The organism is Lawsonibacter sp. JLR.KK007 (assembly GCF_036941135.1).
GTDB lineage: Bacteria > Bacillota > Clostridia > Oscillospirales > Oscillospiraceae > Lawsonibacter.
The window spans coordinates 614,849-627,772 of the sequence record NZ_JAYWSY010000002.1; the positions used below are offsets into that span (position 1 = coordinate 614,849).

The following is a 12,924-nucleotide window of genomic DNA, read 5'->3' on the forward strand; positions in this document are numbered from 1 at the left end:
TTCTCTTTATCTATTCATAAAAACATCCCCACCAATCCGGCCAGCAGAAGCATGACAGCGGGCACAACGTATTTCCGCGGGTGATGCCAGAGATCGCTTTCGATTTTCCATCCCCGTATGGGGCAGTACCACTCCAGCAGGACGGAGCCGGCCGCGCTCAACAGAGCAAAGGAGACCGCCGTCAAAAGATGGAACGGAGCAATCCCGCCGATCTGGAGTTGCCAGCTGCACAGGAAAATGATGTCTGCGGCCAGGTTACACCCGAAGAGAAAGAGGCAGTAGGGAATGCAGAACGCCTTTTGCTGTCCCGGCAGAAACCGCACCGCCTGCTCCAGAGCCGGGTCGCAGGACAGCAGGATGCAGAGGGGGGTGTTCAAGGATAGAATCGCAAAGCCCACCGGCAGGATAAACCGGGCCTCCATCTGACCCAACAGCACCGGCAGGACGCAGGCCACGCCCCACATTGCCGCTGTGTTGACCAGATAGTTCTTGTGGGACATCAGGTAACGGAACAGGTAGCGCCACACGGAGGGGCGGCTGTGGACTCTGACCGTCCCCTTGCGTTTCTCGGGTTGGACATAAAAGGCGTAGGCGTCGGTGCGCCCCAGGCGCAGGGGATAGAGGCAGGACGCCACCACAATAGCGGCCAGGGCGCAGAGGACGCTGCCCAAAATCTCCACCCAGCTCCAGCGGCCGACCGCCCAGACCACCGCCAGCAGCCCAGCGGTTTTGGTCAGCAGGGTATAGGCCCCCAGGGCGGCCACATAGGAAAACACCAGGGTACGGCTCTCAAAGGGAAGCATAAGCATATTTTCCAGGTTGGCCCGGTTGTCATCAGAGGAGAGGGCCTGCCACATGACCCCGGCGGAAAACATAGCGGACATCAGATATAAGATGAAAGGTGCGATTTGTACCTGAAAATCCGCAATATGCAGCCCCCAGAAGACCACCAGATCGAGGAAAAGCGTCCGGGCCAGCCGCTCGTATTTCACGCCGAACAGCTTTTTTGCAGTCACGTTAAAGCTCATTTTCATCATGCAGGGCCTCCCGAATGTTGGCGGCGTTGATCTCGCCGCCCGCAAAGCTCCGCCGAATCTGCCCATCCTCCAGCACCAGCACCCGGTCGGAGGTCAGGGTGATGCTCTCCAGGATGTGGGAGGAGAACAGGACTGTTCCGTACTCCTTGTACCCGGCGATCAGCTGGTACAGGTACTCCGTGCTCTGGAAGTCCAGGCCGTTCACCGGCTCGTCCAGCAGGAGCAGCGGCCGCTTCAGGGCGAAAGCTGTGATCAGAAACGCCTTTTTCCTGCTGCCGGTGGACAGGTCCTTCAACAGGGCGTCGGCATATTCCTCAAAGTGAAAGCCCCGCACCAGCTCGGACACATCAGGCAGTTTCTGTTTATACGCCGCCGCCACATAGGACAGGTACTCCCGAAAGGTGAAGTATTGGAAGGAGCTGTCCTCGGCAAAGACGGTGTACCGGCTCAGCTTGAAGTCCCTGTCCCGGAAAGCGGCGGGCTGGCCGTTCAGACGGATGCCGTCACAGCGGAAGCCCTCATGGAGACCGGACAGGGTTTTCAGAAAGGTGGTCTTCCCAGCCCCATTCAGGCCGATCAGCCCCACCACCTCATGGGGACGCAGCTGGAGGGAGAAGCCGGACAGCACATTCTTTCCCTCACTGTACCAGGCGCTGAGGTTTTGAAGCTCCAGGATGTTCCCGTTCATGACCGAATCCCCCTATCTAAAAGTGTGGTGGAGCTTTTCACGTTCTCTCCCGTTTTCTACCCAATTCTCTACGTATCCGCACTCACAGCAGACATAGCGGGCCACGGGAATTCTTTTTACAAACGCGAGATTCGTAATGCAGATACTGTTTGCCAGATAGCGGTGGGCGTCATCAGGCACGCGGACAATGGCCTGAGAGCCGCATTTGGGGCAGCGTTTCGTATTTTTCATGACACTACTTTTCTCTTTTCTTCCAGGTGGCGTAGGCGGAATATCCGAAAGCCGCCCCCATCAGGACATAGAGCCCGGCCCATTCCAGGTTAGCGGATACGCCGCTGACGACCGCTGCCGCCAGCCAGATCAGAGCCAGGATACCACGAATATAAACATGACGCATAACAATTTCCTCCTTGAAGCGGTGCTTCCTTGATGTACCTGCATCATAGCAGAAAACCGGGCACTGTGCGGGAATGTCCGCAAACGGCAGGTTTTTGACCGCGAAAAGGGGCGCTTACCCTCTGCGGATAAGCGCCCAATGAATCGAAACTTATAAAATGATCTTGTATATGTCTGCTTGCTCACCCTCAAATTCAAAACTCCGTTCATGCTTTCCGCCATTTTTTACGATTGTTTTAATAGAGGCTTCATTATCCCGTTCAACAGACAAATACAGTTCTTTCATTCCAGCATTTTTCGCAATCGGCAGCAGCAGCCGGAGCATTTCTGTTGCATACCCTTTTTTCCGCTCAGAAGGGCGAACACTGTAGCCACAATTCCCTAAATCTTTCAAAAAGTCGTTCAGTGTATGCCTCAAATCAATAATTCCAATGATCTTGCCTTTTTCATCCACAGCAAAAAAAGTATCCGTGACCACCCAGTTGACGTTGACTGTTTCAATATTTGTGTTAGCTGTCACAGCTTTCAGCCAATCCTCGTACTGGTCTGTCTTATCAAGCAATTCGCTTCCGTTAATTACCATCTGGTGATTGTCAAAAAATTCTTGCCTGAAATTGATGGCTTGTTCCTTTAACTGTTCCGTAGGTCTTACCAATCTGATTTTCATTTTGCCTCTCCCTCAATAAATAGTCCTTTGCTATTTTTGGACAAAAGAACAACGGCACAAATGCACGCATACCCAACAATCGCAATAATTGATGCTTCCACTCCGAATCCCGCTCCTGTCAATAAAACATTATCAAACGGGATAATAATTGAAAAGATGGGATTTCCATAATACCCTTGTTCCGTAGTGATATGCAAAATGCTTGTTACCATGACAAGGTTCCAAACTGTATGTATGATGGCGCTATTTGAGATGGAATTTCCTTTGTGAGCAACGAGTGAAAACATGATACCAACAAGTGTTCCGCTTACAATTAGAAGCATAACTCCCACAACCGAAAATGTTTCCATCGAAGGAATATGCAATAAGCTAAATAGAAATGACGGAGCAAAAATGGCAACAAATTTGTTCCAACGGTTTTCCAGCAGCTTCATGATAAAGCCTCTGAATAGCACTTCTTCTATGATTCCCGCTTTCAGAGCGGTAAGGATTGAAGAAATAACAATCAAAATCGTGTCACTCACTGCAAATGAATTTACATATCCGTTTCCAATCAATAGGAATGCCAAAACAACAAAGGCTGGGAGCAAAACAGAAAACAGCACTCCCCACAGTTTGATGTCAAAAGAAATTCCAAAAGAACGCATCTTCAAATGGAGCACTTTTACTGTGTATATCCAAAAGAAAAGGCAGGTGAAAAATAATTGTCCCGTCATTCTTAATATACTATAAAGTTCACGGTATGGAAGTTCCACTACAGAAAAGAACAAATCCCAAACCAAGCTGTTAATAAAATCCCCTGCTAAGAATAATAGAAAATACAGGACAATGTTTTGTAATGTTTTCTGTGTCGATAAATTTAATTGACCTTCCATCAGCGTTCCTCCATCTTAATTTTTCCTTCCAAACACAATCATTTTTCAATCATCACTTTCCCATTGCTGTCAAGCAAGGGGGTGATAGATGAACCACCGACGCCTTCTGTCATAATGTAATTGACGCCGGTCTTTGTATCGTCGATGATCCGAATGGTCCCACTTCCACTATAGCTTTCCATTTCTTTTACGCTGAATCTTTTTTCTTTCTTTCCGAACATAATCATTCCTCCGTTTTATAGTATCGTCTGCAACACTATGTCCCAGATCTCCACGCATGTGCCTCTTTCAGCAAGCAGCCTATCAGTTCCTGCTTGCCTGCGGTATAGCGCCCTCGGTCATCTGCAAATTGCGCCGCCAACTTTTTCTTACAGGCATCATACTGCATCGCCTTATCAGGGTAACGGTTCAAATAATCCCGAAAATTGATATAGTTATTCCATTCGGCTCCGTTCCATCTGACCACATGGATGTGGTGTGTACGGGTATCCTTTTCAAAATCGCCCATTACAAACAGCAGCTGTCCCGCAACATCTTCTTTGCGAAAAACAATATCATGCTGTTTGAGCAATTCGACATAAGGCGCTATATCGTCCAGGTTGCGAACACCTACGACAAGATCAATAATCGGTTTTGCATGAATGGAGGGAATGGCGGTGCTTCCGATATGCTGAATGTCAACTGCGGCAGGCTCTAAAAGCTGCTTTAATGTTTGAATCGTCCTCTCCGCACTTTGCGTCCATTCGTCCTGATGCGGTACCAGCATCACAGTTCCTCTTTTCAGTCCTGTCATACTCATGTCCTCCTAAAGATAACCGTCTGCTCCTTCATAGAGATTTTCCCCACCTGATACCCATAGTCCGTCAATTCCTTTTTGTATTTCAGGAACGAGTGGTCAATGGGAACCCCCGCGATCTCCTGAATCTGCCCGAAGGTCAATTTGAGGGTCGGGCTCCCGTCTTTTTGCACATAGGCCCACAAAGCGTCATATTTACTCATGAATATCCTCCATTCCTTGATAAGACAACGTAGCTACCGCCCGGAAAATTTCACCGGAGACATTGGCCTGCACCATACCGTCGTATTTTTCCGCAGCAGTCTGGGCACTTTTGAGGCCCCAGCCGTGGAGACCGCCCCCGGTCTTGGTGGTTTTCAGCTGGCCGTTCTCCTGGACAGGCGCGGCGGCAAAGCTGTTCTCCACCTTGATGACCAGCATCTGGTGGATGCGGCGGATGGTGAGGGCCACTGTCCGCTCCGACTGATCCGGCACCTGCCGGGCGGCCTCGATGGCGTTGTCCAGGAGATTGCCCAAAATCGCGCACAGGTCCACGCTGCGGATGTTGGTGCGCCGGGGAAACTCCACCTGGGCCTGGAACCGGACGCCGGCCGCCTCCGCCGCAGCCGCTTTGCTGTTGATAAGGTAGTCCGCCGTCTCGTCACCTGTCCACACGGTGGCGGTCAAGTCCTGAACGGGAGCCTGCAATTCGTCCAGGTAGCGGACAGCTTCCCCATATTTTTCGTGGGTGAGGAGCTGCCGTAGAACCCCGATGTGGTTGTGGAAGTCGTGGAACAACTTGGCGTTGACCTCATAGGCCCGGTTGAGGGTGGTGTAGTCCCGCTCCAGCAGCTCGGCCTGCTCTGATTTCAGCCTTGCCAGCTCCTTTTCCACCTCGTACTGCCGGCTGATGTTGAACACCAGCACCGACATCATCAGCACCACCGCCAGAATGGTCCACATATAGAGCGTGTCGTCGGGGATGTCCAGGACTCTTTGCTCGGACAGGGTGATGACCGCGAGAAAACCGGCCACCGTGATAGCGGAGACGGCCCGGAACGCAGATTTTCGGTCTATCTCCTGTTTTCTGGAGAGCCAGACCACCAGGCCCGCCAGCAGAGCGTGGAGCAGCCAGAGGGCTGACTGTCCCGCCGGAGTTCCGGCGCTTAGGAAATCCTGGGAGCGCAGCAGAACCCCCAGTCCGGCCGACAGGAGAAACGACCAGAAGGAGACGCCGATCTCAAAAAAGATACCGACAAACAGGCTCATTCTTACCTCGGCCTCTTGCAGCCAGTGGGCACAGGCGACGATCAGCACCGCCTCCAGAGCCATTCGGTAAAAGTCGGGGGCATGGAGCAGGGACAGCAAAACCGTGAGAATCACCGCTCCGGCCAGCCCCAACCCAAGGCTTCGGACATTGGGCCTCTTTGTCGATAGCAGCCGGTAAATGAGAATCAGGCCAACAAGAACCCGCATCGTCCCAGTCAATATGCCGGAGAGCAGAAGAAAAATATCCGTCATATATGCACCCCCCAGTAGGCGTTGATCTGCGCCTTGACCTCTTGCAGATGGGAGCGGCTGATGGGGAGGGCCGCGCCGTTTTTCAGGATGACCGAGCCATCCTTCACCTGCATAACATGGATCATATTGACGATGCAGCCCCGGTCAATGAAGATAAATTCTTCCGCAGCCAACTCCTCATAGACCTGCTGTAAGCTCTTGCGGACCTTGGCCGCACCGCCGGCGGTAGTGATGCTGGTGTTTTTCCCGTCCCGTGAAAGGAACAGAATTTCTTTGTAAGGGATCTTCTCCAGGCGGCTGTTGGTCTGGATGGTATAGTATTTTCCTTCCTCCAACTCGATCAGCCGGATAGCGTCGCAGATTGCCCCGGAGAGCCGCCGGGCAATGTCGTTTTTGGGAACATACCGGAAAATGGACAGTTCAAAGGCGTCGATGGCATACTCCACATGGGAGGTGATGAAGATGATCTTCACGTTGGGCAGGAACGGCCTAATCTTCCCGGCCAGCTCCATCCCAGTGCTGCCGGGCATTTCAATGTCCAGCAGGATCAGGTCAAAGAAAAATCCGTCCTCAGTGATGTCGTAGAGAAGGTTGTCGCTGTTGGTGTAGGTAGCGATCTCGCCGGCGCTTCCGCATTGCTTCAGACAGTCCTCCGCGATTTTTCGGTTGGCTTGGACGGTGGCGCTGTCATCGTCACAGATGGCAATCCGCAGCATGGAACGATCCACCTCCCTTATATTATGACGGAATATTATACTACGGCTGCCCTGCACTGGCAAGCAGCCATCCGCCTGTTTGTTATGAAATGCTCTCTGAATGTCACGAAATGTTTTGCAATGGTCACTTCAAAGCGTCCGAAATAGAAAGAGACAAATATTTATTTTTGTTTGATGGATTCATTCCACCGCCTGTATTTGTTCTTGAGACGCTATAAAATAGCGGATACGCCGGATCAGTTCTGGAATATTGATCGGAGATGTCAAATAGTCGCTGACGCCCGCCTGCCGGTATTGGTATTCTGTTGCGAGATCCCTGCTGTCCGTCAAAATAAAGAGTGGCCGGGATTTTACAAGGTCACCATACCGTTCCGCTAAATACCGCTGGCCGCGGAGCAAATCAAGCCCTGACCCATCGGGCAAAGCGGTGTCGCACAGGATCAACTCAATATTTTCATCCTCCAGCAGCAGGTCATTTGCACCGGCCAGCGTCTCTGCGGCCACAATGTAAAATCCACTTTGGAGCATAGCCGCGCTCAACACCCCGGATCGCAGTCCGTTACTGGTCTCAGCGGTATCGGTATGAACATACAGCAGCTTATGAAAGTCCGGCTGCGGCTCTCCGCACGATTGCTGGTAGGCGTATTCGATCAGTTTGTCCGCTACAAAACGGATTCTCGTTTTGTCCAGACAAAGTGTGACGCCCCGCCTCACAGCCTCCGGTTCATAGTGGCTGGGAGAGTGGCAGGACACAATGAAGAATGGAAGATCGGCGTCTGTGGCCCGAACCATATCCAGCAGCTCCAGGCCGGTGCCATCCGGAAGATCAAGGTCGGAGCTGATAAAAAGTGGCCGCTCCTTTTCGATAATCTCCCTGGCCCCAGCCAAGGTAGCTGCAATTTGCACCTCATAGCCCCTGCGCTTCAACAGCCTTGCCAGCTCTTGTGCGATGACTTTGTTGTCATCAACCAGCAGTGTCTTTCGCATAACCCGCACCTCGTTTTCTTTGGTGAGGCCATTGTAAAGCGCAAATGTCACAGAAATGTCCGAAGTGCTCAAAAATTTGAAAAATTAAATGACAGTCATAGAAGCATTGGGACAGCGCATACTACCCTGATGTAAAGGGAATGCCGAAGGGAGCGGCAAAAAGCCGTTGCCCTCCGGCATTTTATTACTGCTTCAGTTTAATGGTGCCCACAATAGCTTTATTGTAAGGCCGAAATGTTCAGCAGCACGCTTAGATAATACTGCCGTCCGTTTTTCTCTATCAGCATCGCCCCGTGGTACTTTTCCGCCACTGCCTTGATGTTGGAAAGTCCGGTCCCCGCCGGGGGTAGAGGTTCGCTGGAGCAGGTATTCTCGAAGGTCAGCATGTAGAAATCCCCCTGCTGCTTCCCGCTGATGCGGATCGCCTTGGCTCCATCGTTAGCGCGGCAGGCGGTGATGGCGTTGTCCAGGGCGTTGGCAAAGAGTACGCACAGGTCAAAATCGTCGATTCCGCAGGGCTTGGGCAAGATCAGGGACACCTCCGCCGCGATCTCCTTCGCCAGACCCAGCTTCTCTCCCAGCAGAATGTCCACCACCGGGTTGCCGGTCTGATACGGGAAGGACAGGGCCTCCGAGACGGCCTCCAGCTTTTTCAGGTACTCCCGTCCCTCCTCCAGCTTTCCGCTCCGGAGCAGGCCGTCCAGGACGGATAAATGGTTTTTGATGTCGTGGCGGAAGGATTTCGTCTGTTCATAGCGAGCCTGGGCCTCCGCAATATAAACCTTTTGCTCATGGGCCGCCTGGGTCAGCGATTGCAGCTCCGCCCGGGCCTGAAAGCCCTGGCAGAGCTGCCGGTAGGCGTACAGGGTACACAGCAGCGCCGCCAGTCCCATGACTTGCAGGAGCAGCAGCGTACTGTGCTTGCCGACCTCCTCCAGAGAAATGATAGGGGCAAAAAAGCTGTAGGCGGTATGGAGAATATAGAGCTCTGCGGCAAAGAAAAACAGCCCGGGAAACAACAGAAGTCCAATATAGGGGGGTTGACTGTCCTCCGTCCACGTCAGGAGTTTCAATACAGCATGGTAACAACAGATGCAAAGTCCGAAGAAAAAGACCTGTGCCACTATAAGCAGCAGATACAGCAGCGGGCTTCCGATAAAATGAGGAAAGAACGCCGCCTCCACGGAGTTGATGATCCCGAAAGAGAGCTGGGAGACGTAGAAGGCCAGCACGGAAGCCAGCCAGGATACGGATCGTTGATTTCCCATCCAGAAGCGGCTGACGGCATACAGCTCCAGTACACCCACAGCAACGGAGACTACCCCGCCGACGTCAAATTTGGCTGGGATAAGCTGAAGTGCAGCCAGGAGGAGAATGTAAGCGGCGAAGTGCCACAGTTTCTGTTTCTTCCTGGTGAGGCGCCCAGCAAAGCTTATGTGCATCACCCCCTGCCCACCGAGGCAGAGGCCATCCATAAACAAGCTAAACCAGTCCAAGTCAAATCCCCCTCTCTTTCATATAGCGCAAAAGGGCCTGGGTCAATTCCCGCTCCCGCAGTCGGGAGGCGGGGATACGTTCCCCCTGGGACAGCAGAACCTGCCCGTCCTGACACCCGCGAACATAATCCAGGTTGACCAGGTAGCTCCGGTGGCACTTGAAAAAACGTCCATCCACCCGCCGCTCCAGATCCTCCAGCTTGTCATAGTAGTCGCTCACTGTCCCGTCACTTTTGTGGAGGTAGATTTTCCGGCCCAATACCTCACAGTACACAATGTCTGACAGGAGAACCACCTCGCAACCGGTCCCCCTCTGGATCACAATGTCCTCAGCTGCCCTCTGTTCCAGGGAGCGGAGCACCCGGTTCATCGTCTGTTTGAAGCGGACGCTGTCCAGGGGCTTGAGCAGATAGTCGAAGGCTTCCACCTGGAAGGAGTCAAACACGCATTCCTTCAGCACCGTCACAAAAATTAACAGGCTATGATCTCCCCGCTGGCGCAGCAGCTTGGCCGTCTCCATTCCATCCGGCTGTTCCATCTGAATGTCCAGAAAGATCACATCAAAGCTGCCGCCGCTCTCCAACAGGGCGCAGCCATTGGAAAAGCTGCTGACGGAATAATCAGTCGTTGACTTTTCTTTCATATAGCCCGCGAGATGACCGGCAAGTTCCCGGGCCATCAGCGGCTCGTCGTCGCAGATCGCAAATGTTATCATGTTCACCACCACGTTTTTCTATCAGTCTATCAGATTAACAAAAGCAGGACGGGGTTACAACCCCCGATGTAATGGAATGTCGCAGGTATGTCATGAAATGTTTTCGCCCCTCTTAAAAAGGCCAGCGGAGCAGCCTCAGCCGCCCCGCTGGCCTGGAGGGGAGATGGAGTTACAGTCAGGTAATATCTCGTTTCTGATATACCTTTACCGCGATCCGATAGGAGATAAAGAACCAGACAGCGGAAATCGCAAGCACAATGTTAAAAGCCAACAGGATATTCTCTTTCACAGGAATGAACAAATTGGTAAGAAGAACGATCCCCACAATGATCCCCGTGGACGCCATGAAGGACATCATAAACACGATCTGGGATTTTTCCGGGTCAAACAGATAGGCGCAGGGTAAGCTGATGCCGCCGGCCAGCAGCGTGGCGCTTATACCAATCGCCCCATATAAGCACAAGGAATGGAGGGTAATATCAGCGCCGAAAAATCCGAGAGCGAGACAGGGAAGCAGTGCAGTGATCAGTCCCAAAACGGCGAGCAGAATGTAAAACACAAATTTTTCCCCGATGATCTGCCCTCTCGACACCGGCATTGTAATCACGTTTTTATTCCACTTTGAGGCGGCATCGCTGGTGATGCTGATAAAAACTGCGGTGGTGGAGGCGACCGGCGCCAGAACCAGCAAGGCGCTTGTTTCAAGAAGAAACGACAGCCCAAAACCCAGAACAACCAGGCTGACTACGGTGACCAGAATATTGCTCCTGGCAATATAGAGGTCTTTTAACAGAACGCCCTTCATTATTTTTCCCCCTTTACATAGAGCAGCATGATTTCGTCAATGGTGGCCGGGACAACCATGGCCTTGGGATACTTTTTCTGCATCTTCTCCCGGTCGGCCACCAGAACCTGCCATTCATAGTCCATTTTTCGGTACACGATCATATCAGTTTTATCCAGCGCGTCAAACTGTGCCGCTCCGCATTTGATGATGCCGTACTGCTCCACCAGTTCGTCCTTGGGCTTGGAGAAAACCACTTTTCCCTCATGGATAAACACGATATAGTCCGCAATCTTCTCCAGGTCGCTGGTGATGTGGGAGGACACCAGAATGGAGTGGTCCTCCTCCTGCACGAAGTCCAGCAGCATATCCAGGATGTCGTCCCGGATCACCGGGTCCAGCCCGCTGGTGGCCTCGTCCAGGATCAGCAGCTTGGAGTGATGGGAAAGGGCGACGGAGATCGCCAGCTTCATCTTCATCCCCTTGGAGAACTGCTTGATCCGCTTCTCAGGAGGCAGAGAAAACTGCTTCAAAAGGCGAAAGTAGGCCGTTTCATCCCAGGAGCGGTAGATGTTCTTCATGACCCCGTTGAGTTTCTTCGGAGAGAGGATCTCAGGGTAGTTGCTGCCGTCAAAGACTACGCCGATCTCTTCCTTGGTCTCGCCGTCCAGCCCGTCTTTGCCCAAAACAGAGACCTGGCCGGCCTCCTTTTGGATCAGGCCCAGGGCCGCGTTGATCGTCGTACTTTTTCCGGCGCCGTTTTCCCCGATCAGCCCCACGATGGAGCCGCTGGGGACGGAAAAAGAGACCTGATCCAACACAAAATCCTGATACGTTTTGGTCAGTCCTGAAACAGTCAAAGCATTTGTCATGGTCAATCCTCCTCATACAGAAGCGTCAGCAGATTCAGCATTTTATCAAGAGGTATCCCGCTGGTGCGGGCAATCTCAATCGCTTCGCTGAAATGCTCTTCGATTTTCTTTTGCTGCTCCTCCAGATAAAAGTCCTGATTCTGCGCGGAAACAAAGCAGCCCTTTCCCGCCGTCGTCTCGATAAACCCGTCCGTTTGCAGAAGGTCGTATGCTTTCTGCACGGTCAAAACACTGATTTGCAGGGACTTTGCAAGGGAGCGGATAGAGGGGAGCGGTTCTCCCGCCTTCAGCTCCCCGCTCATGATCTGCGCCTTGACCTGGGTTGAGATCTGTTCATACAGGGGACGGCTCGTTTTGTTGCTGACTACGATCTCCAAATTCCCACCGCCTATCCGTCTTTTACTGTATTGTAGTAACAAGTACAGTATAGAACAGATTGCAACGGTTGTCAAGAGGTATTTTCAAAAAGGGAGGGACATAAGGCTGGCTTGCCTTATGTCCCTCTCTGTATCATGCACCTCGAAAAGACAGCTTGATTTCCAGTATGTCTCCCGTGATCTGCGCGGACACCTGCCCGCCCATCCGCTCCATCAGCTCCCGCACGATGGACAGGCCCAGGCCGGCCCCGCCCTTTGCCCGTGCGGGATTGCTCTGATAGAATCGGTCAAACAGATGCTCAGGATCAGGCCTGGAGCCGGGAGGCAGCGGGTTGGAAAAGCAAATCGCCCCAGCCCGGCCGGATATGGTCAAACCGCCGCCGCTGTGGCGCAGAGCGTTGGCGATCAGGTTCCGGTACACCCGGCCCAGGGCCTCGGGACTGGCCCAGACTGTCATGTCCTCCCGGTCAAACCGCAGCTCCGGCGTCACATCCGCCGCCTCAAACTGCGGATAAAACTCCGCCAGGGCGTCCCACAGAGGCGGCAGGGCCGCGATCACTCCGCAGTCCAGCGGCAGGGAGCCGCCTTGCAGCCGGGTATACAGGAACAGCTCCTCCAAAAGCTCCTCCAACTCCTCCAGCCGCTTGCGTATGATGCCCTGGTACTCCGCCTGACGCTCCGGTTCCCCCTCCAGCAGCTGCAAATAGCCCATGGCCCCGGCCAGAGGGGTGCGGATGTCGTGGGAGATGCAGGCCATGGTGTACTTCAGCTCCTGTTCCCGCCTCGACGTCTCCAAACGAAGCCGCCGCCCCTCCTCCAGCCGGGCATTGACCGCCTGGCACAGCCGCCGGGGGGCGGTGCCGGACATCCGCACCGTCAGGCGCAGATTGCTCTCGGTTGGGGTCTCCTCCAGCACCCGGGCCATCTCCAGCAGCTGGGCACGGTAGGCCCAAAGGCGCAAAAGGACGATTCCCAGGGCGGCAAGGGCCAGAATCAGGGCAGGCAGCATGAAAACTCC

Annotated in this window: 17 protein-coding genes; all 17 read right to left on the reverse strand. The window is 53.2% G+C overall.

The window, feature by feature from the left end:
* Positions 1 to 14: 14 nt before the first annotated feature.
* The 17 genes from VV088_RS12860 to VV088_RS12940 all read right to left on the reverse strand — a co-directional run bounded on the left by VV088_RS12860 (position 15) and on the right by VV088_RS12940 (position 12,915).
* Positions 15 to 1,037: a hypothetical protein gene (locus tag VV088_RS12860; RefSeq protein WP_334601112.1), complete on the reverse strand. Its 1,023-nt coding sequence runs from the start codon at positions 1,035 to 1,037 to the stop codon at positions 15 to 17.
* The gene (locus VV088_RS12865; protein WP_334601113.1) at positions 1,018 to 1,725 is read right to left on the reverse strand and encodes an ABC transporter ATP-binding protein; all 708 of its coding nucleotides are present in this window, start codon (positions 1,723 to 1,725) and stop codon (positions 1,018 to 1,020) included. Before VV088_RS12865 ends, VV088_RS12860 begins: the two co-directional genes overlap by 20 nt.
* 235 nt (positions 1,726 to 1,960) lie before the next feature.
* Positions 1,961 to 2,122, reverse strand: coding sequence for a hypothetical protein (locus VV088_RS12870; protein ID WP_334601114.1), 162 nt, complete (start codon positions 2,120 to 2,122; stop codon positions 1,961 to 1,963).
* Between the two features lie 150 nt (positions 2,123 to 2,272).
* On the reverse strand, positions 2,273 to 2,788 hold the full coding sequence (locus VV088_RS12875) for a GNAT family N-acetyltransferase (protein WP_334601115.1): 516 nt from the start codon (positions 2,786 to 2,788) through the stop codon (positions 2,273 to 2,275).
* Positions 2,785 to 3,663: a CPBP family intramembrane glutamic endopeptidase gene (locus VV088_RS12880; protein ID WP_334601116.1), complete on the reverse strand. Its 879-nt coding sequence runs from the start codon at positions 3,661 to 3,663 to the stop codon at positions 2,785 to 2,787. The genes VV088_RS12875 and VV088_RS12880 overlap by 4 nt, the downstream gene beginning before the upstream one ends.
* Before the next feature lie 38 nt (positions 3,664 to 3,701).
* On the reverse strand, positions 3,702 to 3,884 hold the full coding sequence (locus tag VV088_RS12885; RefSeq protein WP_334601117.1) for a DUF6440 family protein: 183 nt from the start codon (positions 3,882 to 3,884) through the stop codon (positions 3,702 to 3,704).
* A 35-nt stretch (positions 3,885 to 3,919) separates the two neighbouring features.
* Entirely contained in the window at positions 3,920 to 4,456 is a 537-nt protein-coding gene (locus tag VV088_RS12890; RefSeq protein ID WP_334601118.1) for a GrpB family protein, read from the reverse strand.
* A 2-nt stretch (positions 4,457 to 4,458) separates the two neighbouring features.
* Positions 4,459 to 4,662 (reverse strand): hypothetical protein, encoded by a 204-nt coding sequence (locus tag VV088_RS12895; RefSeq protein WP_334601119.1) that lies wholly within the window; start codon positions 4,660 to 4,662, stop codon positions 4,459 to 4,461.
* Positions 4,655 to 5,959, reverse strand: a complete 1,305-nt coding sequence (locus tag VV088_RS12900) for a sensor histidine kinase (protein WP_334601120.1) — start codon at positions 5,957 to 5,959, stop codon at positions 4,655 to 4,657. The genes VV088_RS12895 and VV088_RS12900 overlap by 8 nt, the downstream gene beginning before the upstream one ends.
* Positions 5,956 to 6,675 carry a LytR/AlgR family response regulator transcription factor gene (locus VV088_RS12905; protein WP_334601121.1) on the reverse strand — a complete coding sequence of 240 codons (720 nt, stop codon included), beginning with the start codon at positions 6,673 to 6,675 and terminating at the stop codon, positions 5,956 to 5,958. Before VV088_RS12905 ends, VV088_RS12900 begins: the two co-directional genes overlap by 4 nt.
* A gap of 180 nt (positions 6,676 to 6,855) precedes the next feature.
* Complete coding sequence (locus tag VV088_RS12910) at positions 6,856 to 7,662, reverse strand: response regulator (protein WP_334601122.1); 807 nt, start codon at positions 7,660 to 7,662, stop codon at positions 6,856 to 6,858.
* Positions 7,663 to 7,880: 218 nt separating this feature from the next.
* Positions 7,881 to 9,158 carry a sensor histidine kinase gene (locus VV088_RS12915; RefSeq protein ID WP_334601123.1) on the reverse strand — a complete coding sequence of 426 codons (1,278 nt, stop codon included), beginning with the start codon at positions 9,156 to 9,158 and terminating at the stop codon, positions 7,881 to 7,883.
* 1 nt (position 9,159) lies between these two features.
* Entirely contained in the window at positions 9,160 to 9,873 is a 714-nt protein-coding gene (locus VV088_RS12920) for a LytR/AlgR family response regulator transcription factor (protein WP_334601124.1), read from the reverse strand.
* A 175-nt stretch (positions 9,874 to 10,048) separates the two neighbouring features.
* Positions 10,049 to 10,678: an ABC-2 transporter permease gene (locus VV088_RS12925; protein WP_334601125.1), complete on the reverse strand. Its 630-nt coding sequence runs from the start codon at positions 10,676 to 10,678 to the stop codon at positions 10,049 to 10,051.
* Positions 10,678 to 11,529: an ABC transporter ATP-binding protein gene (locus VV088_RS12930; RefSeq protein WP_334601126.1), complete on the reverse strand. Its 852-nt coding sequence runs from the start codon at positions 11,527 to 11,529 to the stop codon at positions 10,678 to 10,680. The genes VV088_RS12925 and VV088_RS12930 overlap by 1 nt, the downstream gene beginning before the upstream one ends.
* A 2-nt stretch (positions 11,530 to 11,531) precedes the next feature.
* A complete protein-coding gene (locus VV088_RS12935) occupies positions 11,532 to 11,906 on the reverse strand; it encodes a GntR family transcriptional regulator (RefSeq protein ID WP_334601127.1) in 375 nt (124 codons plus the stop codon).
* A gap of 133 nt (positions 11,907 to 12,039) precedes the next feature.
* Complete coding sequence (locus VV088_RS12940) at positions 12,040 to 12,915, reverse strand: sensor histidine kinase (protein ID WP_334601128.1); 876 nt, start codon at positions 12,913 to 12,915, stop codon at positions 12,040 to 12,042.
* Positions 12,916 to 12,924: the final 9 nt, after the last annotated feature.